The organism is Natrinema soli (genome assembly GCF_028618695.1).
The window spans coordinates 1-23749 of record NZ_JAQIVI010000365.1 but is presented as its reverse complement, the minus strand read 5'-3'; the positions used below and the strand labels follow the sequence as shown (position 1 = coordinate 23749).

The 23749-nt window shown below is 65.2% G+C and carries 24 protein-coding genes; 17 read left to right on the top strand and 7 right to left on the bottom strand.

The features are described from left to right. On the bottom strand, positions 1-636 hold a 636-nt coding region (locus PGX04_RS20835; protein ID WP_273740260.1), incomplete at its 3' end, for a M48 family metallopeptidase. Positions 637-1032: 396 nt separating this feature from the next. Between PGX04_RS20835 and PGX04_RS20830 the strand changes: the two genes are divergently transcribed. Then, the gene (locus PGX04_RS20830; protein ID WP_377043163.1) at positions 1033-1296 is read left to right on the top strand and encodes a hypothetical protein; all 264 of its coding nucleotides are present in this window, start codon (positions 1033-1035) and stop codon (positions 1294-1296) included. On the opposite strand, the gene PGX04_RS20825 is transcribed toward PGX04_RS20830, so the two are convergent. Continuing rightward, positions 1293-1502: a hypothetical protein gene (locus PGX04_RS20825; protein WP_273740259.1), complete on the bottom strand. Its 210-nt coding sequence runs from the start codon at positions 1500-1502 to the stop codon at positions 1293-1295. The genes PGX04_RS20830 and PGX04_RS20825 overlap by 4 nt on opposite strands. Positions 1503-1714: 212 nt before the next feature. Between PGX04_RS20825 and PGX04_RS20820 the strand changes: the two genes are divergently transcribed. From PGX04_RS20820 to PGX04_RS20805, 4 genes are all read left to right on the top strand, one after another. Then, a complete protein-coding gene (locus PGX04_RS20820; protein ID WP_273740258.1) occupies positions 1715-1978 on the top strand; it encodes a hypothetical protein in 264 nt (87 codons plus the stop codon). After that, positions 1975-2787, top strand: coding sequence for a hypothetical protein (locus PGX04_RS20815; RefSeq protein ID WP_273740257.1), 813 nt, complete (start codon positions 1975-1977; stop codon positions 2785-2787). The genes PGX04_RS20820 and PGX04_RS20815 overlap by 4 nt, the downstream gene beginning before the upstream one ends. A gap of 269 nt (positions 2788-3056) precedes the next feature. Next, on the top strand, positions 3057-3452 hold the full coding sequence (locus tag PGX04_RS20810) for an SPW repeat domain-containing protein (protein ID WP_273740256.1): 396 nt from the start codon (positions 3057-3059) through the stop codon (positions 3450-3452). Positions 3453-3763: 311 nt separating this feature from the next. Continuing rightward, the gene (locus PGX04_RS20805; protein ID WP_273740255.1) at positions 3764-4357 is read left to right on the top strand and encodes an NADPH-dependent FMN reductase; all 594 of its coding nucleotides are present in this window, start codon (positions 3764-3766) and stop codon (positions 4355-4357) included. 110 nt (positions 4358-4467) lie between these two features. Here PGX04_RS20805 and PGX04_RS20800 read toward each other — a convergent pair whose 3' ends face one another. Continuing rightward, entirely contained in the window at positions 4468-5112 is a 645-nt protein-coding gene (locus PGX04_RS20800; RefSeq protein ID WP_273740254.1) for a hypothetical protein, read from the bottom strand. A gap of 478 nt (positions 5113-5590) precedes the next feature. On the opposite strand from PGX04_RS20800, the gene PGX04_RS20795 reads away from it, so the two are divergent. The 6 genes from PGX04_RS20795 (at position 5591) to PGX04_RS20770 (ending at position 13665) form a co-directional block, all read left to right on the top strand. Continuing rightward, complete coding sequence (locus PGX04_RS20795; protein ID WP_273740253.1) at positions 5591-6133, top strand: hypothetical protein; 543 nt, start codon at positions 5591-5593, stop codon at positions 6131-6133. A gap of 199 nt (positions 6134-6332) precedes the next feature. Then, on the top strand, positions 6333-7385 hold the full coding sequence (locus PGX04_RS20790) for a DNA-methyltransferase (protein ID WP_273740252.1): 1053 nt from the start codon (positions 6333-6335) through the stop codon (positions 7383-7385). Positions 7386-7445: 60 nt separating this feature from the next. Next, the gene (locus PGX04_RS20785) at positions 7446-10604 is read left to right on the top strand and encodes a PAS domain S-box protein (RefSeq protein ID WP_273740251.1); all 3159 of its coding nucleotides are present in this window, start codon (positions 7446-7448) and stop codon (positions 10602-10604) included. 110 nt (positions 10605-10714) lie between these two features. Next, positions 10715-11014 (top strand): HalOD1 output domain-containing protein, encoded by a 300-nt coding sequence (locus PGX04_RS20780; RefSeq protein WP_273740250.1) that lies wholly within the window; start codon positions 10715-10717, stop codon positions 11012-11014. A 202-nt stretch (positions 11015-11216) separates the two neighbouring features. Further along, positions 11217-12092 carry a universal stress protein gene (locus tag PGX04_RS20775; protein WP_273740249.1) on the top strand — a complete coding sequence of 292 codons (876 nt, stop codon included), beginning with the start codon at positions 11217-11219 and terminating at the stop codon, positions 12090-12092. A 157-nt stretch (positions 12093-12249) separates the two neighbouring features. After that, positions 12250-13665: an arylsulfotransferase family protein gene (locus PGX04_RS20770; RefSeq protein ID WP_273740248.1), complete on the top strand. Its 1416-nt coding sequence runs from the start codon at positions 12250-12252 to the stop codon at positions 13663-13665. A gap of 99 nt (positions 13666-13764) precedes the next feature. Here the strand turns inward: PGX04_RS20770 and PGX04_RS20765 are convergent, their stop codons facing one another. After that, positions 13765-14286, bottom strand: coding sequence for a DedA family protein (locus PGX04_RS20765; RefSeq protein ID WP_273740261.1), 522 nt, complete (start codon positions 14284-14286; stop codon positions 13765-13767). Positions 14287-14415: 129 nt separating this feature from the next. On the opposite strand from PGX04_RS20765, the gene PGX04_RS20760 reads away from it, so the two are divergent. Then, complete coding sequence (locus PGX04_RS20760) at positions 14416-14892, top strand: metal-dependent hydrolase (RefSeq protein ID WP_273740246.1); 477 nt, start codon at positions 14416-14418, stop codon at positions 14890-14892. A 53-nt stretch (positions 14893-14945) separates the two neighbouring features. Here the strand turns inward: PGX04_RS20760 and PGX04_RS20755 are convergent, their stop codons facing one another. Further along, on the bottom strand, positions 14946-15443 hold the full coding sequence (locus PGX04_RS20755; RefSeq protein ID WP_273740245.1) for a metal-dependent hydrolase: 498 nt from the start codon (positions 15441-15443) through the stop codon (positions 14946-14948). 131 nt (positions 15444-15574) lie between these two features. Next, a complete protein-coding gene (locus PGX04_RS20750) occupies positions 15575-16594 on the bottom strand; it encodes a lysylphosphatidylglycerol synthase transmembrane domain-containing protein (protein ID WP_273740244.1) in 1020 nt (339 codons plus the stop codon). A 124-nt stretch (positions 16595-16718) separates the two neighbouring features. Between PGX04_RS20750 and PGX04_RS20745 the strand changes: the two genes are divergently transcribed. The 5 genes from PGX04_RS20745 to PGX04_RS20725 all read left to right on the top strand — a co-directional run bounded on the left by PGX04_RS20745 (position 16719) and on the right by PGX04_RS20725 (position 23115). Further along, on the top strand, positions 16719-18299 hold the full coding sequence (locus PGX04_RS20745) for a sulfatase (protein WP_273740243.1): 1581 nt from the start codon (positions 16719-16721) through the stop codon (positions 18297-18299). A gap of 125 nt (positions 18300-18424) precedes the next feature. Next, entirely contained in the window at positions 18425-19285 is an 861-nt protein-coding gene (locus PGX04_RS20740; protein ID WP_273740242.1) for a hypothetical protein, read from the top strand. Positions 19286-19381: 96 nt separating this feature from the next. Beyond that, positions 19382-20365: a glycosyltransferase family 4 protein gene (locus PGX04_RS20735; RefSeq protein ID WP_273740241.1), complete on the top strand. Its 984-nt coding sequence runs from the start codon at positions 19382-19384 to the stop codon at positions 20363-20365. Further along, complete coding sequence (locus PGX04_RS20730; protein WP_273740240.1) at positions 20366-21463, top strand: glycosyltransferase; 1098 nt, start codon at positions 20366-20368, stop codon at positions 21461-21463. 428 nt (positions 21464-21891) lie between these two features. Continuing rightward, positions 21892-23115, top strand: coding sequence for a hypothetical protein (locus PGX04_RS20725; RefSeq protein ID WP_273740239.1), 1224 nt, complete (start codon positions 21892-21894; stop codon positions 23113-23115). Here PGX04_RS20725 and PGX04_RS20720 read toward each other — a convergent pair. After that, entirely contained in the window at positions 23086-23433 is a 348-nt protein-coding gene (locus PGX04_RS20720) for a DUF8119 family protein (protein WP_273740238.1), read from the bottom strand. The two genes, PGX04_RS20725 and PGX04_RS20720, sit on opposite strands and share 30 nt — an antisense overlap. Between the last annotated feature and the right edge of the window lie 316 nt (positions 23434-23749).

Sequence of the window (23749 nt, the reverse complement as noted above, 5' to 3'; positions counted from 1 at the left end):
GAGCGCGCTGGCGAGGTCGCTCGGCGCGCCCGTCAGTTCCGCGGCTCCCCTGTCGGCCGCGAACTCCCGACCGCGCGAGAGGACCGCGATCCCGAACTGACAGCATAGTCGCTGTCCCGTCGTGACGACCGTCAGGAGCGCCCACAGGACGAGCCGGGCCAGATAGGCAAGCGGCTGGGAGACCAGCAGTTTTCGGGACGGCGGATCGTCCGACCCCACGTGTTCGGCGACCAGCATCGGAACGAGCACGAGGTTCATGATGCGGCTGTCGCCGTTCGCGAGGTGGCTGAGTTCGTGTGCGAGCACCGCTTCCAGCTCCCCCGCCGAGAGCCGATTCACGAGCCCCGTTGTGACGATGACGGTCCCGCTCGAGCGGCCGCCGACGGCGTACGACTCCGGCCGTCGGCGATCGGCGACGTAGACGGCCGGCTCCGGAACGGCTCCCTGCTGGGCGAGCCGACGGGCCACCGCCGCCAGCTCGGGATGGGTTTCGGACGCCGGCGCGCCCGCTTTCCCGAGTTCCGCCTGGAACTCCCGGATTTCGTCCCGGACCGGCCAGTAGTACAGGACCGGGAGCAGGGGAATCCCGCTCGCGATCGCGACGCGGAGGGGATGCGTGAGCGTCCACTGCAGCAACCCGAAATATCCCCGGAAAACGGCAGGAGCAGCGTCTCGAGTACGTAGACGACGACGAGGATCCCGAGCCACGCGAGCGAGCCGCCGACCACGATCGCCGTCGCAGCGATGAGTATCGAGACGACCGTCAGCACGGCCAGGGCGACGACCATTCGCCAGAGCAGTGACGCCTGAATCCGGGCACATGCTGTCATTATCCTGCCACCTTCACACGAGAAGCACGGTCACCGTCGGTCATTAGTGTTCTGCATCGGACTGATAGAACGAACGTCACGGACGCTCGAGGACGCCGGACGACCTGGCGAGTACGCTGCGACTTTTCGGAACTGAACACTCCCGCGTCGAGGCGCGGGGCGATCCGCTCGAACCGATCGGTCTCGACGCCGTGTCGGGGACGTGATCGACGATCTCCAGTTACAGATCGAAGAGACCGACGCCGAGGTAACGAGCGACGAGCGACTCGTCGTCGAAGGCGACGCGAGCCAGTTGCGGCGGGTCTGCCAGAACCTCATCGATAACGCGCTGACGTATCACGCGGACGGCCCGCCGCGGGTCCACGTCGACGCCGACCGCCGAGACCGAGAGTATCGCCGCAGTGGCTATGCGAAGGGACCGTCGAGGCCAACGGATGCTTCGGCTTGCTTCGAAGACAACTCTTAGCCCTCTTCCGTATCGATCTCGTTGAACTCGTGCCAGACGCCGATCAACGCGATGAGGAAGAGCGAGACGAGGACGGCGAGGCCGATGGTCTCGGTCATGCCGCTCATTCCGGCGACGACGAAACCGCCGATCCACGCGACGATCAGGCTACCGAGGCCGACGATTGCGATGATCAGTAACAGGAGCCGGTCGGTAAACTCACTCATATGACTTCGTTTGGCCGTGCGTGCGATAAGCACCGAGCCTGAATTAGCGCCCACGGGGCATCGCCGACGCGGGGAGAGCGTTTCTCGGGACCGGAGTTGCTCGGTCACGCGTCAGTGGGGCGCTGACTCGACCGCACCGGCGATCGATCGAAAACTACATCGACCGTTTCAGCTAGCCGAAGGTATTCAATCAATCCCCGAGACGGGACGGTATGACCGTCAACCGACAACGCGTGCTACGGCTAACAGGGAGGGTGATGTCGGGTGCGATCCTGGCCGGCTGTCTCTCGGCCGATACCGAATCCGATGGTGACGAGCCCAATGGAACAAGCGACGGGCCCGACGGACCAAGCGACGAGCCCAACGGGACCCCCGACGAGCCGAACGGTGAGGCGGACGAGCGATCGATCGATGGCCGACTCCACAACGAGGCCGGAACCGCACGGACGTTCGCGGTGACGATACCGACGCGGTGACCGCCGAGGACGAGCGGCTGGTCGAGCCGAGCGCGACCGCGGCTATCCCTGGGATCGCCAGTCCCGGTGAGTCACGGACGATCACGGTCTCGGTGGACGGAGCGACGGCGACCGAACCGTTCGCGTTCGACGTCGAGGCGACCCCTGGCACGAAGGACGGAGACGTGGATATCACGTACACCGCCGACGGCGCGGTCGAAATCGCGTTCGCGCCGTTCGAAGTGCCTCCGTCCGACGGCGGCCACGCGGCGGTCGACGAACCGCCGTGCGAAATCACCGTCCCCTCGTGCGGTCCCGACGGCAGTCGCGACCCGCTCTGGCTCTGCGAGAACATGCCCGCCGAGCCGACGCTCGAGTTCGAACAGAAAGCGACCTCGTCGGTGATCCTTCGAGACGAGGGACTCGCGTTTCAGACCGACGGCCCGGGGTCGCAGTTCTACGCGACGTTTCTGACCGAGGCCGGCGATCTCGAGCGCGTCGATCGGAACGCCAGCGGACCGACCGCGGAACTGATCGAGTCGACGGCGTTCGAGTCGGCGGCGATCCTCGTCGTCCAGACCGGCTGGGGGTCCGGAACCATCACGCCGTACCTCGAACGGCTCGAACCGACCGACGACGGGATCCACGCGTTCGGCTGCTACCGACGCCCGTGTGCCGGAACGGACGACTACACGGTTCGTACCGTCGTCGCGCGATTCGAGCGCCCCGATACGCTCGAGACCGGTTCGGTGAGCCTGACCGTCGATACGGAGACTCGAATGCGTTTCGAGGTCGGTGACGGGGTCGTCTCGCTCCCGGACGGTCGGTGACCCGCAGTGACACGAGTCGCTCGTCTCGACCGCTGACGATCCGGTCGTCGTCGGTCGATCGCCGAACGGCGTCGGATTCCGGCGGGACGACGCATCGACGGAATCGCAGCTGAACGGAGAGACACCGATTCCACGGCCGTCGTCCGATCGGGTCCGTGCTGACTGTCGATGCCCCGCTCGTTCGGCGGATTCATTCATCAGATTCGGTTACTTACCAGATCGAATATGCGGTCGGTGCCCTCAAATACAAAGGTCACGTTGCATTGCATATGAGCCAAACGCGATCCGCGGACGACTCGTCGGTACTGGTCGAACGAACGGCCGGATTGACGGCGGTACTCGGCGCCTTCATCATGGCATCGGCGGTCGTCTTTACGATCACGGGCAACATGGGACTCCACAACGTCCTCGTGGGCGCTGTGACCGCATTCGTCGCCTCGGTACACGCGTACCGAAACGGCGAAAGCCGCACTCAGACCATCGCCTTCGCCGCGATCCTCGTGTTGCTCGGAATCTGGATCGCGGCGTCGCCGTTCGTTTTCGGAATCGACCGCGAACTGGTGATCGGAATCAACAGCCTCGGCGGCGCGATCATCGCAATCCTCTCGCTCGTCGGCGTGTACGGAAGCGTTCGAACGTCGGATACGACCGCGACGACCGCCTAACTCGAATTCACCCGTTTTCGCGACTCGCGTTTTCATCACACTCAAGCGAGACGGAGGACATCCTTGAGCGCCGCGAGGAGACGCAACTGCACACGATATCGTCCCGCATTTCTGCAACGGTTGATTCTCCGACGGCTATAGTAACAACTGCAACTATTTACGCACTGATCGCGCAGCTGTCGTGCGATCAGACGTGCATTGACTTGCAGCGGCTACTATAGTCGTCACACGATGGGCGTCGTTCCGAACGGACCGTCTCAAAAACGGTCACGTTCGGGCTGCTTTTCCCGCTTCCGGTCGTCCGGATAGGCATGAGCGACAGCGATGTCCACGTAGCAGCGCTCTGTGGCAGTCTCCGCGAGGAGAGTCACACTCGGACCGCACTCGAAGCTACCCTCTCAGCCGCCGGACGGGCCGGCGCGACGACCGAGTTGCTCGATCTCAGGGAGTACAACCTCCCGCTCTTCGACGCTGACCGAGACCGCGAGGATGCGGGCGATGCCGAGGCGCTAGCGGCCCGGGTTCGCGACGCCGATACGATCATTCTCGGCTCGCCGATGTATCACGGGTCGTACGCCTCGCCGCTGAAGACTGCGATCGACTACTGCGGGTTCGACGAGTTCGCGGACAAGACCGTCGGACTCCTCGCCGTTTCGGGCGGTGCCTTTCCCGTGACGACCTTAGAGCACATGCGGTCGGTCTGCCGGACGCTGAACGCGTGGGTGATCCCCCACGAGTCGGCGATTCCGAACGCGAGTGCCGCCTTCGAGGACGGCGAGTTCGTCGATCCGAAACTCGAGAAGCGGGTCACGACACTGGGTCGGCGGGCGGTGCAGTACGCGGCGATCGAGCCGGATCCGGACACCTTCGAGAGCGATCAGAACGTGGGTGCACAGGGGAAGTGAGCGGTCGATCTCCGGTCGAGCCGCACGCGTCACACGGAGTCCTGTCAGTCAGCTCCGGCGCACCCGCGACCGCCATACGGTGCGCCGGGACACAGTCACAGCAGACTGTCTCAGGGGTCGAGAATCCGCTGGAATCGGTACTGGTGGGCGAGAAACGCGAAGAGTCCGAAGACGAGCACGCCGACGTGAAGCGCCTCGACCTCGAGAACGGCCATCGTGACGCCGAGCGAAACCGGTGGCGAGGAGAGGCTCCAGTCGGTAAACCAGGTGGTCGCGAGTAGCGTCGACGCGCCGACGGCCATCAGAAGTCCCGGGACCACCGGCGTGAACGTCACGCGCGTGGACGCGTATCGTCTGAAGACGCGTCGCTCGAGGAGGAACTGTGCGGTGAGGATCCCGGCGAGGACGACGGTCCCGACGACGACGCCCGGGACGGCACCGATCAATTCGGCCACGAGCAGCCAGACGATCCACCCGGTCGTGAGCACGACCGTCACGCCGAGTCGCCGCGGTTGCAGGAGGTCGTCGATATCGCTGACCGTCGCGCCGAAGACGCCGGCCCTGAGCAGCGACCCGCAGAAGAGCACCCCGAGCCCAGCGAGTGCGGTCGACGTCGTTCGCGAGTCGACGACGAGGACAAACCAGCACCCGACTGCGAGCATTTCGACGGCCGCGGCCGAGAGCGCCGCGGTGACGCCCACCACGCGTCGCCGCGTCGATCGGCCGAGGACCCCGGGCTGGCGGAAAACGCTCATATCCAGATCCGTTTCGAGCGAATCCCTTTCGTTATGGAAGGCGTTCTACACCTCTCTTCGCCCTCGTCGCGCCGATGAGACCTTATAGCACGGGAAGCAGTCGGTTTATCGATCAACGACGCAGCCGATCGGTGGTGGACGGCTCGCGTCGCCCGTCGATCGAGGACTCACTCGGCAGTCGTCCGCGCCCGCACGAACGGAGCGTACTCGAGGCCCACCGGAAGCGAACGTAGGAACCGATTTCCCCAACGAAACTCCGCCGATATCGGATCTCCGGCCAGTTCAGCCCACCGTGACGCGAATTACAGATCGACAGCGACCGACCGCGATGGCCGGTGAACAGTCGGTCGCCGCGCCGGTAAACAAGTAATTAAATAGCTTGTCTATCAAAAACGTTCCCTGAAACGAGAGAGACCGGTGGATCTGACAACGGAAACGGTGAACAGAACTATGTACGGTGGTGTGGTCGGAGCGAATTATGCCCGAGATGGAACAACAAGACAAAACGTTGTCCGAGCTCATCGTCAAGGAAGCGATCAACAGAGGAATGGACTCGTCGATGCGCGAGTCGATTCTCGAAGCCGTCGAGGAGTCCGAGGGATCGCAATCGGGCGGACGACTACCGCTCGCGGGGGCCCTGTTCGGCCTCGGCGCGGCCGTTGGCTTTCTCGTGGGTCGTCAATCACCCGAATTCAAGGAGTCACCGATCGAGGACCTCGAGGAGCCGGAGATCATCGAGGACGTCATGGAATCGACCGAAGAGACCGACGAGACGGCGGCCGAGATGGAGGACGAATCGGATACCGGCTCGACATCGCGGCTCCCCCGACTTCTACTCGCCGTGGGCGTGCTCGCCGGGGCCGCGTTGCTCCGTCGTCACCTCGCCTCGAGCGAGGAAGAGGAGTGGGAGCCGATCGAGGAGTTCGAACCGGCGACGAGCGGCGACGCGGACGATGAGGCGGAGTCGGAGGAGATGGCGGAGGCCGAAGCCGAGGAGGCCGGCGAGGAAAGCGAGGAGTAGAGCGACGCAAGCGAGGAGTAACGAGTTCTCCGCGCGACCGAGCTCGCGGATCCGACCACCGCTCTCTGATCCGAACAGCGCCACTCCGGTTCGGCCGGTGCTCCGCCGAGTCGACCGGTGTCTCGAACGAGTTTTTTTCGAATCCGTGTCGTCGCACTGACGAAGGAGCTAAGGGACCGACGCAGACAGTATACGGTCAATGGAGACGACCCACCGTGTTTTCGCCGGTGATTCTCGCGATCTCTCGCGCGTGGCCGACGAGTCGGTCGAACTCGTCGTCACGTCGCCGCCGTATCCGATGATCGAGATGTGGGACGACCTCTTTACCGAGCTTGATCCCGCGATCGGCGACGCACTGGCCGACGAGGACGGTCAGGCCGCGTTCGACGGGATGCACGACCAACTTGAGTCCGTCTGGGACGAACTCGAGCGGGTGCTCGTCGACGGCGGCATCGCCTGCATCAACGTGGGCGATGCGACCCGATCGATCGACGGGAGCTTTCGGGTCTATCCGAACCACGCTCGCGTGCTCGCGGCGTTCGAGGAACGGGGATTCGATCCGCTGCCGGACGTGCTCTGGCGCAAACCGGCGAACAGCGCGGCCAAGTTCATGGGCAGCGGGATGATCCCGCCGAACGCCTACGTGACGCTGGAACACGAGTACATCCTGGTCTTCCGAAAGGGAGACCAGCGCCGCGCGTTCGAGCCGGGAGCCGACCGGCGCTACGAGGCCGCGTTCTTCTGGGAGGAGCGCAACCGCTGGTTCTCGGATGTCTGGACGGACGTCACGGGGGAGTTGCAGTCCCTCGAGGAGGCCGACGACGAACTCCGAGAGCGGTCGGCGGCCTACCCGCTGGAGATCCCCTACCGGCTGATCTGTATGTACTCCGCCTACGGCGATACCGTTCTCGACCCCTTCTGGGGCACCGGCACGACCGCGCTCGCGGCGATGTGTGCCGGCCGAAACTCGATCGGGTTCGAACTCGAGGACGCCTTCCTCGAGGTGTTCGACGACCGGATCGACGACGTGCCGGCGCTGTCGCGATCGGTCGGCCGCGCTCGCCTCGAGCGTCACCGAGCGTTCGTCGAGCGCCGCCGTCAGGACGGTGGGGCGTTCGAGTACGAGGCGGATTACTACGAAACGCCGGTCATGACTGATATGGAACGGGGAATCCGGCTCCGAGAAGCCCGCGCTATCGATGAACGCGACGACGGGTACCTGGTCGATCACGGCCCGCTCGTCTTCGAGTAAGCCGCCGCTCGGAGCCGGAACCGACGCGAGCTTTTTCCCTCCCCCGCCCCCAGCAGGGGTATGGTTCGAAGTCTCGAGGAACCTGAGACGACGCCCGTCCGCGCCCTTTCCGTCGGCTCGTCCGAGTGGATCCGGACGGCGACGGCGGGGCTCGCGGACGAAGCGGTGACCGTCGCGGAATCCGTTCCGAACGCGTCCGACCTCACGGACGACCGGCTCGAGACGGTCGATTGCGTCCTGACCGACGATCGAGATGTCCTCGCGGCCGTTGACGGCACGTGTCCGGTCGTCTACGCGGTTGATTCGGCTGCGAACGAGTCGATCGACCGACTCCGGGACGAGGGTGCGACCGAAATCGTCGCCAAGACGACCATTCAGGAGCCGCCGTTGCTGACCCATCGGCTCCGGCGGACGGTCGAGTTCACCGCGATGGAGCGATCGGCCGACCACCGGGTGGAGTTGTATCGGACGTTGATCGAACAGTCGTCGGATCTGTTGATCGTCCTCGACGAGGAGGGAGCGGTCACCGACGTGAGCCCGGCAGTCGAACGCGTCGGGGGGTTCACCGCGGACGAAATGTCCGGGACGAACATGCTCGACTACATCCACCCCGACGATACGCAGCGGGTACTGGACGAGTTCGACGCGGTTCGTGAGGGCGAACTCGGGACCAGACGAACCGTCGAGTACACCTGCAAACACGCGGACGGCCGCTGGTACGTCCACGAGGCCGCTCTCACGAACCGACTCGAGGACGACACCGTCGACGGCATCATCGCGTCGATACGGGACATCACGGAGTTCCACCGTATCGAACGGGAGTTGAGCGAGTCGTTCAAACGCGTCACCGACTCGTTCTACGCCCTCGACGCGGACTGGCGGTTCACCTACGTCAACGATCGCGCGCTCGAGGAACTCGACCTGGAACGATCCGATCTGATCGGTCACCGTATCCTCGACGTCTTCCCGGAGATGAATGAGACTCCGTTCCAGTCCGCCGCCGTCGAGGCGATGGAAACACAGGAGTCACGAACGGTCGAAGCCTACTACGAGGCCTACGACGCGTGGGTCGAGGCCCGGATCTACCCCTCGCCGTCCGGAATCTCCGTCTACTGGCGGGACGTGACCGAGCGCGTCGAGCGCAAACGGGATCTGTCCGAGCGGACGGAGCGATTACAGGCGCTGGTCGAGAACGTGCCCGTCGTGTTGTTCGTCCTCGACGACGACGGGACCTTCACGCTCTCGGAAGGGCAGGGGCTCGCGAACCTCGGCTTCGAATCCGACGAGGTCATCGGCCGATCGTTCTTCGACCTGCTCGAGGATTACCCCACGGTCCGCGCCGACGTGAGGGACGCTCTCGATGGGGTGGCAGTCAACACGCGGAGACGGCTTGGAGACCGCATCTTCGAAACCTCCTATCGACCGATCGCGGACGACGGTACCATCGATCGCGTCATCGGCGTCGCCAACGATATCACCGAACGGGTCCAGTATCAGGAGGCGCTGAATGCGCTCCACGAGGCGACCAGTCACCTGTTGACGGTCGACTCGAAGGGGGACGCGTGCGAGTACATCGTCGACATCGCGACCGACGTGCTCGACCTCGAAACCGTCGTCTATCGGTTCGACGAGGAAACAAACGAACTGCTGCCGGCGGCGTACTCGCCGGCCATCGAGTCGACGTTCGGCTCGCCACACCCGCTCCAGCCCGACGCCGGCGATCCGTGGCAGGCGTTCGTGGACGGCGAACCGACGGTCCACGACGATGGACGAGCGGCTCGGACCGTCCGCGATGAGGCGCCGGACGTTCGAAGCGGTCTCTCCGTTCCGCTCGGCGAACACGGGGTTCTCGTCGCGCTATCGACCGAACCCGACGCGTACACTGACGAGACCGTCGAACTCGCCGAGCTGTTCGCGACGACGGCGGAAGCCGCCCTCGACCGGATCGGGCGGAGCCGTCGGCTCCGCGAACGCGAACGCGAACTCAAGGGACAGAATCGACACCTCGAGCGGCTCAACGCCGCCAACGAGGTGCGTCAAGAGGTCGAACAGCTCCTCTTGATGGCCGACTCTCGGAGCGAGATCGAACGCGGGGTCCCCGAATGTCTGTCCGAACTCGAGTCGTGTTCGCTGGCCTGGTTCGGCGAACCCGACCCGAGCGGGAACAGCCTCGAGCCGCGATACCACGCCGGGTTCGAACGGGGGTATCTCGACGCGGTATCGATAACGACGGTGGACGAATCGGCCGCCGAACCGGCTGGTCGGGCGGCTCGAACGCGGAGCCCGGTCCACGTCGAAAACGTCGCCGCGTCGGTTCACGACGGCGAATGGCGGGGTGAGGCCCTCTCGCGAAACTTCCAGTCCGCGTACGCGATCCCGTTGGTCTACGACGGGTTTTGCTACGGCGTCCTCTCGATCTACGGGGAGCAACGGGGCGCGTTCGACGAGACGCTACGGTCGACGCTCGCGGAGCTCGGCGAGACGATCGCGTACGCGATCGACGCCGTCAAACGGAAGAACGCGCTGTTCGGTAACGGTCGCACCGAAGTGGAACTCGAGGTTGCGGCGGACGCGACGCTGTGTCGGCTGGCCGAGTTCCTCGGCGAACCCGTGACGTACGAGGGTGCGACGGCGCGAGCCGACGGCGCCCAGTTCGTGTTCGCGGCCGTCGAAGAGCCGGTCGACGAATCGCTCGCGGCTGCCGAATACACTGCTATCGAGGGGATCAGCGAGATCACCACGATCGCCGACCACGAGGACGAGACGTTGCTTCAGCTCCGGGTCACCGATTCCTTCCTGGGTTCGATCACCGATACCCACGGCGCGCGGTTGCGCGAGTTCGTGGCCGACGCGTCGGGCGGTCGCGCGATCGTCGACGTGCCGGACGCCGTCGAGATTCGCGACGTGTTGTCCGGTATCAGCCGAAGCGGGCCCTCGGTGTCGATGGTGGCCCGACGCGAGGGGGCGACCGACGATCGATCGACGGTCAACGGTCCAGCGCGTAGCGCTCTTCTCGAGACGTTCACCGACCGCCAACGCGAGGTGGTCCAGACGGCCTATCACGGCGGCTTCTTCGAGTGGCCCCGCCGAGCGAACGGCGAGGAGATCGCCGGCTCGCTGGATATCTCCTCGCCCGCCTTTCACAAGCACGTTCGATCCGCCGAACGAAAGCTGTTCGCGGCCCTGTTCGAGGGGGCGGCCGCTTCGGAGGTTAAATGATTAACCATTAGATGAAGGAGGCGTTACACAGTTAACGATCAGGCTCTTTGCAACGACTCGTGAACCAAGGGACGACTTCCCACCTGCGTACTGGGGGTACGTACTAATCCATGACCGAGATGAGTTCACGATCACCGTCGACCGCGATGGGGGATCACTATTCCGTGCAATACGATAGACTCGACGACGAACCGCTCAGCGTTGCCGTCGCGGACGCCGTCGCAACATTCCAGAACGAGAACGTCACCGAACTCGAACCGCTCCATTACTCGATCAACGCCGACGCGCTCGAGCGGCTGTTCGAACCCCGTGCGGACGGGCTCCGTTCGGGCGGATCGGTAACGTTCGAGTACAGCGATTGTCTGGTAACCGTCACCGCTGACGGCGAGATTCGCATCGACTCCAGTTAGCCGCTCGACCTGAGGCGGGGGATCGGCATTATACCGCAATCCTTCTTCGACTACCGTGGCCGAGTGTGAGCACCTCGCTCGCCGTTCTGACTCCGCCACGGCTATCCCAGCGGTGGCGTGGGCGTCGCCGAGACCGTTCGACAACGCCACGACACTGACTGAGAGCCGACAGTATAAGCGGATCCGTCCCGAACGCTCCGCCATGTCCACTCGTATCCTCGTCCCGACCGACGGGAGCGATCCCGCGACGGCCGCCCTCGAGCACGTACTCGACATTGCCGTCGATCGGGAGGCGACCGTTCACCTGCTCAACGTCGCGGACACGAAGGAACCGAGTCTCACGCGACTCGGCGACGACGTCGTCGATACGCTCGAGCGAGAGGGAAACGACATCGTTTCCGACGCCGCCGCGACGGCCGAGGACCGCGGCGTGTCCGTGGTGACGACCGTCGTTCGGGGCGATCCGCGACAGGTGATCGTCGAGCACGCCACCGCCGACGAGTTCGATCTCGTCGCGATGGGGGCCCACGGACGGCGCGGACTGGGGGAGTACGTCCTCGGGAGCGTCACGGATCACGTCGTGAACAGAAGCACCGCTCCGGTGTTGACCGTCCGCGCCGCCGACGAGGTGTCACCGACGTTTCCCTATACGGACGTCCTCGTTCCGACTGACGGGAGCGACCACGCGACGGCGGCGCTCGAACTGGCGTCGACGGTCGCCGAGCGACACGGCGCGCGACTCCACCTGCTGTCCGTCGTCGACGAACTCCCGGAGGTGATCGATGCGGGGTCGGCCGAGCTTCCCGAGCAGCTCGAGGAAAACGTCCAGACGGTCCTGGACGACGCGGCGACGACCGCCACGCGAGCGGGCGTCGACGACGTCACGACCACCATCGCCGCGGGGTCGGTGCCCCGAGAGGTCACGACCTACGCCGACGAGCAGGGTATCGATCTCGTCGTGATGGGGACACACGGCCACACCGGCCTCGACCGGCACCTGCTCGGGAGCTTCACCGAGCGCGTGATCCGCACCTCGCCGGTTCCCGTCCTCACCACGCAGGCCCAGGATGACGGGTGAACCGAACCGGTCGCCCGAACCGTGCCTCGATGCATCTCGTCCGGTCGATCGCGTCCTCGAGTCGCGATCCAGTTAGAAAAGGTACTAATATCTCGATTCGGAAACGGAGGACGATGGTTCCCCAACCGGCGCTCCGAAACGAGATGGTGACCGAACCGTGACCGATCGATCGCTCCCCTCGCTCGAGCGCGTCCGATCGGAGATTACGAGAAACAGACTCCGGGCCGCGTTCGCGGTACTCATCCTCGTCTCGGCCGCCGTCGTCGTCAGCGCGGCGGGCGGTGGGGTTTCGACGGCGTCGAAAGATGACGTTCCGGACGCACCGGAGACGGACAATCACACCGTCGTCACCGAATCGGGCCGCGCGGGGACGATAACGGCCTATCAGCCCAACGGGGAGGTCCTCTACTACAACAACTCGCGGACCAAGTACTTCGACGCCGACCCCGTCGAGGGCGACCCGCTGACCGTCGAGTACGCCGCGACGGACACGATCCACACGGAAGGCTCCAACTGTGGTGCACCGCCGTGTACCCGCAACGTCATCGAGCGGACCGACCTCGAGACCGGCGAGGTCGAGGTCATCTACGAGCGCTACGACTACAAGGAGTACGCCGGCGAGTGGCACGACATCGATCGCATCAACGAGACCCACTTCGTCGTCGCCGACATGGTCGCCGACCAAGTGTTCATCGTCAACACCGAGACGGAGGTCGTCGACTGGCTCTGGGACGCCCAGAGCGACTTCCCGCTCGAGGGTGGTCACTCGTGGCCGCGCGACTGGGCCCACATCAACGACGTCGAGTACATCGACAGCGGCCAGATGGAAGGCCGGATCATGGCCAGTCTGCGCAATCAGGACCAGGTCGTCTTCCTCGATCAGGAGGAGGGCCTGCTCGAGGACTGGACGCTCGGCGGCGAAAACGAGCACGACGTCCTCCACGAACAGCACAACCCCGATTTCATCCCCGAGAGTCAGGGCGGCCCAGCCGTTCTCGTCGCCGACTCCGAGAACGGCCAGATCAAGGAGTTCCAGCGCGAGGACGGCGAGTGGACCCAGACCTGGCTCTGGGAAGACGATCAGATCCAGTGGCCCCGGGACGCCGACCGGCTTCCGAACGGGAACACGCTGATCTCCGACACCCACGGCAACCGCGTCATGGAGGTCGATCAGTCCGGTGAGATCGTCTGGGAGGTCGCGTCGTCGCTCCCCTACGAATCCGAGCGCCTCGAGACCGGTGACGAGAGCGAGAGCGGCCGGAGCGCCCAGGCGCTCGGCCTCGAGAACCGAACCGAAGCCGAGAGTAGCGGTGGCGGCGGTGGCGGAGGCGGGGGCGGATTCGGCTTTAGCCCCCTCGGATTCCTCGGTGATCTCATCGAGTCCATCCTGCCACACCGGATCTACAACGCCCTCCTCTTCATCAGCCCGGTCTGGATGGGGTCCTCGGAGTTCGCCGCCATCGGTGTCGCGCTCCTGACGGGCCTGACGTGGGTCGGCACCGAGATCGGGTGGCAGCTTCGCGACAGAGGCGTCCGATTCCGGCTTCCCGTCTACCGACAGGGCGGGAGCTAAGACGAAGCGATCGCAGTTTTCGATTTTGCAGTCCGGTGACGCAGGAACGCGAAGCTGTACTGAGAAGCAGCGTCTACGGGGGCTGAATCAGCCGATCGATCACGCCAACAGATGGCCGCCGGCGAGGTAGAGGGACGCGAGGATCGTCTGGAAGGACAGCGAGCCGATCGCCGACAGCGCGACGAACGAGCGGCCATCCATCTCCGAGAGCCCGGCGGGGACGGTCAGCAGTCCGCGAACGAACAGCATCGTATTGCTCGCGGGGACGGCCAGGCCGCCCCAGCGATCGAACCAGCCGTCGAAGCGCTCGAGTCGCGACTCGGTGATAGGAAACCAGCGCTTTTGCAGGACGTACTCCCGACCGGCGCGGCGGACGAGACAGAAGAGACAGAACTGGCCGACCGTCGTTCCGACGACCGCGATAGCGATGATCGCGATCACCTGCGGGATCGACGACCCGATCAGCGCCAACGCTGCCGGAACGACGAGTTCGCTCGGCATGAACCGCAGAAGCATCGCCCCCTCGAGAACGCAGATGCCGAAGAACACCGCTAACGCGAGTTCCGACGTGAACATCGACTCGAGCCAGGGCGGCAGCCCCTCGATTTGCAACGGATGCATGCCCGGTCCATAGTCGGTCCCGAATGTAAGCACTGTTGATTCGACGGCAGCGTCGACCACGTTTGTACGCGTCGATCCGGCGTCCGGGAACCATAAGGTACGTGGTGGGACCGCTCGAACCCGTGAGCGATGGAACTCGAACGTGGACTGTTTCTCGCGGGCGCGTTCGCGACCCACGCCGTCGTCGGCTACGCCCTCGTTCGGGGGTTCACCGACGCGGATCCGCGGATCGGGATCGTCTTCGGCCTCCTTCCCGACGCGGACTTCCTCTTTCCCGCGGGGTGGAGGTGGCCGTTCGTTCACCGCGGTATCACCCACACGCCCCTGTTCGCGCTCGCCATCATCGTCGGCGGCTACGCGGTCGGCCGACGGTGGGGTCGCGGGGACTGGCGCGGGCGGGGTCTCGCGGCCGCCGTCGGACTGGCGATCGGCTCCCATCTCGCGATCGATTCGCTCTCGCCGAAGGGGATCGACTGGCTGTTCCCCCTCCGGACGAGTTGGAGTCCCGGACTGGCGGTTCACAGTCCGGCCGCGACGGCGCTGCTCTGGACCGCATCGATCGGCATCCTCGCGTGGGGCGCGAACGGTCTCCCGTCGATTCGCTGAGGCCCCGAGCCGGAGATACGACGCACGGCTGCGGTACCTGCAGAACTGTGTGATCACCCTGTCGGAACAGCCGCTGTGGGCAGCCACACCGTTAGAAGCAGTGACGCGAACAGGGCGGCCGAACCGGCGCGCAGGAACGTGCGATTGATCCGGCCGTTCTTGGATTTGAACCAGTCGAGCGTGACGTGAACCCGCCAGACGGGGGCGAACGGACTGATACCCATCGGCGTGACGACGTCGCCCGCGAGGTGGGCGAGGATACCGCCGGTGCCGACGACGAATCCGAACTCGAACGCGCCCGCCGTTGAGGGGACGGCAAGGGCGCTCCCGGCGCCCGCGACCAGCCCGACGAGGACGGCGAACCAGACGGTGTGCGTGGGCCCGCGGTGTCGTATCCACGGCAGCGGCTCATCGATATCCGGGAGGTTAGCTACGCCGACGGCCACGAGCGCCCCGACCAGCGCCAGCTCGAGCGACCAGACGCGGCTCACCACGGGCAGAAACGGCGCGTACAGCAGGGCGTTGAATCCGGAGTGTCCGTCTCGGTACATGCCGGTCGGTCGACCGTCCATCGGTGCCGAACGGAAATTAACCGCTCGGTCGTCGCGGCGGGCAAGCAGTCACACAGTGCTCGGCCATCGCGGCGGGCGATCGCTGCAGCGCTCGGTCGTCCGGATCCCCGTTACCGGACCGCCCGGACGCCGAACGCCGACACGGCCAGACCGCCGATCAGGATCGGCATCCAGTAGATCGCACCGCGGAAGATGAGGACGGCCGCGGTGATGACCGACGCCTGGATTCCGGTCGTGGGAACGAGCAGCGTGACGAACGCGGCCTCGATCCCGCCGAGTCCCCCCGGAAGGGGCGCAGCGCCCGCGAGGTTTGCCAGCGGGATCACGAACAGCAGGACGTACGGCGGAACGGGGTTCCCAAGCGCAGCGAACGCCGCCATGAGCGCGGCGACCTGAAAGAGCCAGCCACAGAGCGACAGCCCGACGACGGCGGACAGTCGCCACCGGTCCGTCGCCACGCGTTCGATGTTCTCGAAGAATCGCCCCATTCGGTCGGCGAGGTCCTCCTCGAGCGTCTCGGACTCGAAGCGCTCGAGCCCGAGCCGGCCGAGTCGAGGGGCGACGATCCCGGGGAGCCGGTCGACGATCGCCTGGTGGTACCGCCAGACGAGCCCCATGGCGATGACGATTCCCGCGACCAGCACGACCGCCGAACCGACCGCCGTCACGAGTCGATCGCCGAGCGCGGCGGTGGTCGCGTAGTAGCCGACGCCGACGAGGATGAGCGAGATCGAGGGAACGACGTTGAGGACGTCGACGCTCGCGATTCCGACGAGGCTGGTCTCGTAGCGGGCGTCGGAGGTCTTCGAGATGAGCAGCGCCGCGACCGGTTCGCCGCCGGCCTGCCCGAACGGGGTGACGTTGTTCGCGAAGACGGCACCGGCGTAGATGAAGAACGACTTGCCGACCGGGATGTCGATGCCGAGCGTAGCGAGGACGGTCTTGAGCATCAAGCTCCAGGCGGCCAGCCAGCAGAGCGCGAGCGCGAACGTCGCGGCGACCAGCGACGGCTCCGCCGACAGCAACGAATCGAGGATATCGCGCGCGCCGACGACGAAAAAGAGGACGGCAAAGACCGCGACCGTCCCGACGGCCCCGACGATGAACGCCCGACGATTTTGCTCGTCCATGGCTGGTATGAATCGTCAGTTACCTTGAAACATCTGATCATCGCCGACCGGAGAACGCGGCCGTGTCGGGTGGCCGTCCGTCCCTTCAATCGTTTTATTGGCATGGGGGAACGTGTGGCCAGTAATGGACAGGACACCGCAATCGAACGTCCTCTTCGTCGTTCTGGATACGGTCCGGAAGGATCGTCTCGAGCCATACGGGTACGAGCGGGAGACGACGCCCGAGTTGTCGCGGTTCGCCGAGGAGGCAACCGTCTTCGACTCGGCGGTCGCGCCCGCACCGTGGACGCTTCCGGTTCACGCCTCGCTGTTTACCGGCCGGTATCCGAGCCAGCACGGGGCCGACCAGGGGAGTCCGTACCTCGACGACGAGACGACCCTCGCGTCGACCCTGTCGGCGGCCGGCTACGACACGGCCTGTTACTCCTCCAACGCCTGGATCACCCCCTACACCGGCCTCACCGACGGGTTCGACGATCAGGACTCGTTCTTCGAGGTTCTCCCCGGCGACGTGCTCTCGGGGCCGCTGGCCAGCGTATGGCAGACCGTCAACGACAACGACTACCTCCGCGATCTGGCGTCGAAACTCGTCCACGTCGGCGCGATGGCCCACTCGAAACTCGCCAGCGGCGAGGGGGCGGACTCGAAGACGCCGTCGGTGATCGATCGGACCAGATCCTTCATCGACGACAGCGAGAGCGACGACGGCTGGTTCTCCTTCGTCAATCTGATGGACGCCCACCTGCCGTACTACCCGCCCGATGAGTTCCGCGAGGAGTTCGCACCCGGCGTCGATCCCGACGACGTCTGCCAGAACTCCAAGGAGTACAATTCCGGCGCGCGGGAGATTGACGACGACGAGTGGGACGACATTCGCGGGCTGTACGACGCCGAGATCGCCCACATGGACGCCGAACTCGGCCGCCTGTTCGACTGGCTGCGCGCGACCGACCAGTGGGAGGAAACGACCGTCGTCGTTGCGGCCGACCACGGCGAACTCCACGGCGAACACGACCTCTACGGCCACGAGTTCGCCCTCTACGATCAGCTCATCAACGTCCCGCTGCTGGTCAAACATCCCGACCTCGAGGCCGATCGCCGCGACGACCTCGTCGAGTTGCTCGACTGCTATCACACGGTGCTCGACGTGCTGGACGTCGATCCCGACGCAATCGGCCGGACGGACGGCGACGGCGACTCCGACCGCGTCGTCGCTCGAGACTCGACGCGCTCGTTGCTCTCGAGCGAGTATCGCGCGTTCGAAGGAGCTGCGGATCTCGACGCCGGCCAGCGTGCCGTCCTCGAGGGTGAGGGGGACGACTACGCGTTCGTCGAGTACGCCCAGCCGGTCATCGAACTGCATCACTTAGAGGAGAAAGCGAACGGTGCCGGCATCGACCTGCCCGACGATCACCGCGCCTACTCGCGGTTGCGCGCCGCCCGGAGCACGGACGCGAAGTACGTCCGCGCGGACCGCATCCCCGACGAGGGGTACCGGCTCGACGAGGACCCTGCGGAGCGAACGTCGGTCGATCCGGCCGACGACGATATCGTCGCTGCGACCGAACGGGCGCTGGCTCGCTTCGAGGAAGGGGTCGGCGGCGCGTGGGACGACCCGACGGAGACCGACGACGCGGCGGACGCCCTCGAGGAAGCCGACGAGGAGACCCGCGATCGGCTGCGGGAGCTCGGCTATCTCGAGTGAGACGTCGGTCTGGTACCGAAACTGTCCGGCGGCGCAGTGTCGGATCGGCAAAACATTGCCGCTCGCCCTGACTTTCCGGGAACCAATAAGAATACGTAGGTCGACTCGAAAGGTAGCGGCAACTAATGCAGGACCAGCACTTCCTCGAGTCGGACTGGGATTACTGTCTGGTGCTGGATGCGTGCCGGTACGACGTGTTCAGCGACGTATACGACGAGTACCTCGACGGAACGTTGGAGAAGCGCTGGAGCACCGGTTCATCGACTCCGGAGTGGGCCTATCGAACATTTACCGACGAACACGATATCGCGTACTTCTCGGGTAATCCCTTCATTAACGACCTGGGGATTCCGCTGAACGAACTGAAGTGGGGGGCCAGTTGCGACTACGAGTGGTCCGCCTCGGAGCACATCAGCGACGTCTTCGACGTGTGGAAGTCCGGCTGGGACGACGCCCTCGGGACGGTCCCCCCGGACAGTCTGGCGGAGGCGTACCACGAAAATCGGGACGCGGTCGAGACGGCGGATCGGACGGTACTCCACTACATGCAGCCACACGCACCCTACCTCTCCCGCGGGAAGGGCCAGAAGCTCAAACAGATCCAGAAGGGGATCCGGAAGCAGGAGGAAGCCGAAATGGAACCCGACGGCGGTGGCGGTGCTCTCTCGTCGCTCGGCGATACGATCCGCCCGAAGGTGGAGAACACACTCGAGGGCAGCGAACTCGCCCAGAAGGCGGGCCTCTGGCTCGAACTCGACCCCGCCGACCTCGTCAGGAACGGCACTCGGGAGGCCGCCATGGAACTCTACGAGGAGAACCTGCGAATCGCCCTCGAGTCCGTCGCCGACGTGGCCTCGGAACTGGACGGCACCGTCGTCGTGACCGCGGACCACGGGGAAGCCTTCGGCGAAGAGGGCGTCTGGGAACACCACATCGAGACGCACATCCCGGCGCTCATGGAGGTGCCGTGGCTCGAAGTCGCGTAACGCCGCGCTCGGACGGCGACGACGACACCGCTCGCCGGTTCGCGGCGACGGTCTCCAGGGGACGACTGTAACCGCACCGATCAAGGGGAGTCCGGTATGAAGATCAGCCACTACTTCGAACTCGAAACGCACGTCACCGGCGGCATTCGCGAGTCCGTCGTCCACCAGCGGAAGATGCTGGACCGACTGGACGTCACGTACACGACCGAGCCGACGCTCGAGGCCGACGTCTTTCACTGCAACCTCATGGGACCGCGCTCGGTCTGGTACGCGACGCGAGCGCGGCGACGAAACGTCCCAGTTATCGCGCACACGCACGTGACCGCCGAGGACTTCGGGGAGAGCTTTCGATTCACGAACGCGCTCGCCAAGCCGCTCAAACCGTACCTCAGGTGGGCCTACGGACTGGCCGACGCACTCGTCTGTCCGTCGGAGTACAACCGGCGGCTGCTCGAGACGTACACCGACGCGCCGGCGACGGTCATCTCGAACGGCGTCGACCGCGAGAAACTCGCGGGGTTCGAATCGCTCGAGGCCGAGTACCGGGACCGATACGACCTCGAATCGCCGACCGTCTTCCTCGTCGGCCATGTCATCAAGCGCAAGGGCCTCGAGACGTTCGTCGAACTGGCCCGCCGGCTGCCCGAACTGGATTTCGCGTGGTTCGGCCCGCTGGACCGCTCCCTGAAGGGGCGGGAGACGACGCGGTTGATCGAGGAGTCCCCGGCGAACTGTACGTTCACCGGCTACGTCGACGACATCCGCGGCGCGTTCGCAGCGGGCGACATTTTCTGTTTCCCCACGCACGAAGAAAACGAGGGGATCGCATTGCTCGAGGCGATGGCCGCCGGGAAACCGGTGCTCGTGCGCGACATCGAGACGTTCTCGTGGCTCGCGGACGGCGAGGACTGCTTGAAGGTCTCGGGGGCGGACGTAGACGCATTTGAGGCGGCCCTCGAGCGGCTCACAGACGCCGAACTCCGGGATCGGCTCGGATCGAACGCGGCCAGACGGAGCGAGGAGTTCTCGCTCGAGACGCTCGCGACGCAATACCAGTCGCTGTACCAGGAGGTGGCCTGAATGAAAATCGGATTCTTCACGGACAGTTATTTCCCCGAGATCGATGGCGTAACGTACACGATCAAGCTCTGGCGCGAGGAGTTAGAACGAAAGGGCCACGAGGTGTACGTCGTCTATCCGGACGGCGATTACGAGCCCGGCGACCGCGAGGTCCCGGTCAAATCGTTGCCGAACCCGTTTTACGCCGGCTATCGAATCCCGCTTACCCGGCGGCCGTCGACGCTCCCCGAACTCGACGTCGTTCACTGCCACGGCCCCGCACCGATCGGCGTCCTCGGACGGTACTACGCCTGGAAACACGACCTCCCGACGATCTACACGCACCACACCCCGCTCGAGGAGTACTTCCACCAGAACGTCAAATTCGAGTCGATCGCTGGATTGCTCTCGAGACTGTACGTTCCCGTCGAGAACGCGTTCCTCGAGAGCTTCGACGTGGTAACCGCTTCGACCGAACGGATCGATCGAAACGTCGAACACGTCCAGCTCCCCGTGGGGATCGACATGGACTTCTTCCAGCCGACCGCGGAAGAGTGGTACCCCGACCGAACGGTGATCGGCTACAGCGGCCGGCTCAGCATGGAGAAGAACGTCAGCGAGATCCTGCGTGCCGCCGAGGAGCGACCGGAGTACGACTTCGTCATCGTCGGTGAGGGCCCCTACCGCGACTGCCTCGAGCGCGACGCCCCGGAGAACGTCGAGATCCGTGGGTTCCTCCCCCGCGAGGAGTTGCCCGCCTTCTACTCCTCGATCGATACCTTCCTCACCGCCTCGACCGCGGACACGCTCGGTCTCTCGACGCTCGAGGCCAACGCCTGCGGAACGCCCGTCGCCGCCGCCGACGTCCCGCCGTTCGACCACACGATCGGTTCCGATAACGGCGAGCGGTTCGAATACGGCGACCTCGAGTCGATGGTCGACGCCATCGAGACCTGTCTGGCGACCGACCGCGAGACCAGAGCGGGCGTCGAACGCTACGCGGTCGAGTACACGATGGATCACCTCGAGCAGCTCTACCACAACATCCCGCTCTCGAAGGACGAGGCCGCGACGGACGTCGAGAGTTCGTGGCGATTCTCCGGGGAAGAGCGGAGCTGAAGCGGTCGACTCCAGCTCGGTTTCGGCCAGTTCGTTCGGTCTCGACCAGTCACTCGGTTTCTCACGGTTCGTTTTCGGGAGACCTCCCCTCCCCGGTACCGCTCGGAGTATACGCAGTTCGTCAACCATGTGACCCCTGAGCGGACAGTAACCGTCGCCTGTCGAACGACAGCCGCCATCGGAGCGGACAACAGCGGCCGCACACCACACGGTGACTTCGTTCGGTTCTGTCTATCGGTCGGAAACCGTGAATTTCACCGATAGCGCCACTGACGGGGCGGACGAGAAGACCTATATGTGAAACGGACAGGGTGGCACGTAACGCAACGGACGGGACCGGACCCGTCGCTCGCTACGATGTCAACTCGAACACGTACCGACGGAGGTGACCGACCATCGATCGACGGACGCTGATCGCGCTGGGGGCGTTGGCTCTCGTCCTCGTCGTACTGGTCTTCGGATCGGCCGCGACCTCCTCCTCGAGCGACACCGCAGTCGACCGACAGGAGCAGTTGGTGACGGTGGACGAGGATTCCTCGCTGTGGCCGTACACGAGCAGCGCGACGACGTTCGAGGAGCGGACACTCGCGATCAACGTGGTGGTCGCCGGCGATCCGGCGGAGACGCGTCGGCATTTAGAAGAGCGAAGCCGTGGCGGCTGGAACGAAACCGCACCCGAACAGGAAGACGTCAGCGCCACGGCGGCCGAGGACGTCGTCGGGACGGAGACGGCCTGGGGGAGCGCCGACGGCTCGACGCGGTACGTCTACGTCTCCTCCGACGACGATCCGACCGGCGGGACGTGGCTCGACGAGAGCTACCAGGTACACGACGGCGAGTATCTCGGCTCGCGCCACCACATTCGGGCCTACGCGTCCCCCGACAGCGGCGACGAGTGGACGGCGATGCAGGCCCACCGAGAACACTGGGACTGGTTTCGGCTCAGTCACACGGTCACCAGCGCCGAGGACTCGCAGCGATACGTCGAACGCGAGTTCATGGACCGCCGATACGTCTCGAGCGTCTCGCGCGACCACCTCGGAAACGGCCGCGGCTTCGATTCCGACGGCTGGGTGACGATCATCGATCTGAACACCGACGACGGTGACGAAGGCGGCCCACCGGTTCACCTCGCGCTGATCGGGCTCCTTTCGGGCGCGATGCTCGTGGGTCACGTTACGTCGCGGACCGCACCTCGAGCGCTGGTTTCCGCGCGCGTTCGACACGCGTTCGTGCTGGCCGGCACGCTGATCGGGCTCTATCTCTTCGTCCGGTTCGGCGCGATCGCCGTCGAGGCTCGGCTCGGCGATCTCGATCCGCGGTTCGTCGCGGGCGCGTTCTACCCGCTGCTCGTCGTCGGATTACCGGTCTGTACGTACTACTTCGCCCGGCCGCTCGATCGGCCGACGGCCTTCGCCGCCGGGTCGGTCGGCTTCGCGACGGCGATCCTGCTCGATTACACCGCCCTGGGCGTGACTCGATTGCCGGTCACCGTCTTCGTCCACCGGTTCTCGACGGCGATCGCGCTCGGCTTCATCGCCGTCGGCGCATCGCACGCGGAACGAATCGATCCAGAGGATCACGGCTTCGTTCGAATGGGGGCGCTCCTCTGGGGCGTCACGTTACTCGTGCCGCTGCTCCGGTTCTTGTAGTGGTCGCCCGTCCGCGGACTGCCCCCCGAAATCGTCGGGGCTCACGTACGGACGCGTCCACGAGGTCGTCGCCTGCGTGTAGCCGACGACACCCACGAAGGTAACGACGTAACACAGCCAGCGCGGCAGGCCGAACCCCTGTATCCAGGTCGTCATCACGAGCGCCCAGGCCACGAGTACGGCCGTATCGCGACAGATCCGTTCCCCATTGTGCCGGCAGTACGCGATCAATCGGCGGCGTCGTGACTCGAGTAGCGGTCGGTCGTCCCGGCCGGATTCAGCGACGTCGCGGTTCGATTCGTCGGAATCAAGTTCCATTCGAGTCACCGTTGCTCGGGTGTTCGGGAGCAGTGAAATACGCTTTGTGGTTCGTCCACTGTCGCTCCCCGACGCGAACGGAGCGGGGTTCGGCTTCGCCGACCTCGAGCCGATGGCCGACGATATCCGGGCCACCTCGAGGCGTGAGGTGAACGCGGCCTACGGCGTCCAGCCGACGAACTCCGTTTCGGGCTCGACGTCGACGGCGTCCAGCGTTCGCGCCGTCGCGACGTAGTGGCTGACGAGCATGGCGACGCCGACGACGGTCCCGACGTCGTAGTGCGCCCGAAGCTGGTCGTGGTCCGCATCGCGGGGA

What these genes read in the sequence shown, in the direction of transcription:
- PGX04_RS20825 (WP_273740259.1), bottom strand. Translation starts at nt 1,502, where the DNA reads ATGAGTGAGTTTACCGACCGGCTCCTGTTACTGATCATCGCAATCGTC.
- PGX04_RS20820 (WP_273740258.1), top strand. Translation starts at nt 1,715, where the DNA reads ATGACCGTCAACCGACAACGCGTGCTACGGCTAACAGGGAGGGTGATG.
- PGX04_RS20810 (WP_273740256.1), top strand. Translation starts at nt 3,057, where the DNA reads ATGAGCCAAACGCGATCCGCGGACGACTCGTCGGTACTGGTCGAACGA.
- PGX04_RS20805 (WP_273740255.1), top strand. Translation starts at nt 3,764, where the DNA reads ATGAGCGACAGCGATGTCCACGTAGCAGCGCTCTGTGGCAGTCTCCGC.
- PGX04_RS20800 (WP_273740254.1), bottom strand. Translation starts at nt 5,112, where the DNA reads ATGAGCGTTTTCCGCCAGCCCGGGGTCCTCGGCCGATCGACGCGGCGA.
- PGX04_RS20795 (WP_273740253.1), top strand. Translation starts at nt 5,591, where the DNA reads ATGCCCGAGATGGAACAACAAGACAAAACGTTGTCCGAGCTCATCGTC.
- PGX04_RS20790 (WP_273740252.1), top strand. Translation starts at nt 6,333, where the DNA reads ATGGAGACGACCCACCGTGTTTTCGCCGGTGATTCTCGCGATCTCTCG.
- PGX04_RS20785 (WP_273740251.1), top strand. Translation starts at nt 7,446, where the DNA reads ATGGTTCGAAGTCTCGAGGAACCTGAGACGACGCCCGTCCGCGCCCTT.
- PGX04_RS20780 (WP_273740250.1), top strand. Translation starts at nt 10,715, where the DNA reads ATGACCGAGATGAGTTCACGATCACCGTCGACCGCGATGGGGGATCAC.
- PGX04_RS20775 (WP_273740249.1), top strand. Translation starts at nt 11,217, where the DNA reads ATGTCCACTCGTATCCTCGTCCCGACCGACGGGAGCGATCCCGCGACG.
- PGX04_RS20765 (WP_273740261.1), bottom strand. Translation starts at nt 14,286, where the DNA reads ATGCATCCGTTGCAAATCGAGGGGCTGCCGCCCTGGCTCGAGTCGATG.
- PGX04_RS20760 (WP_273740246.1), top strand. Translation starts at nt 14,416, where the DNA reads ATGGAACTCGAACGTGGACTGTTTCTCGCGGGCGCGTTCGCGACCCAC.
- PGX04_RS20755 (WP_273740245.1), bottom strand. Translation starts at nt 15,443, where the DNA reads ATGTACCGAGACGGACACTCCGGATTCAACGCCCTGCTGTACGCGCCG.
- PGX04_RS20750 (WP_273740244.1), bottom strand. Translation starts at nt 16,594, where the DNA reads ATGGACGAGCAAAATCGTCGGGCGTTCATCGTCGGGGCCGTCGGGACG.
- PGX04_RS20745 (WP_273740243.1), top strand. Translation starts at nt 16,719, where the DNA reads ATGGACAGGACACCGCAATCGAACGTCCTCTTCGTCGTTCTGGATACG.
- PGX04_RS20740 (WP_273740242.1), top strand. Translation starts at nt 18,425, where the DNA reads ATGCAGGACCAGCACTTCCTCGAGTCGGACTGGGATTACTGTCTGGTG.
- PGX04_RS20735 (WP_273740241.1), top strand. Translation starts at nt 19,382, where the DNA reads ATGAAGATCAGCCACTACTTCGAACTCGAAACGCACGTCACCGGCGGC.
- PGX04_RS20730 (WP_273740240.1), top strand. Translation starts at nt 20,366, where the DNA reads ATGAAAATCGGATTCTTCACGGACAGTTATTTCCCCGAGATCGATGGC.
- PGX04_RS20720 (WP_273740238.1), bottom strand. Translation starts at nt 23,433, where the DNA reads ATGGAACTTGATTCCGACGAATCGAACCGCGACGTCGCTGAATCCGGC.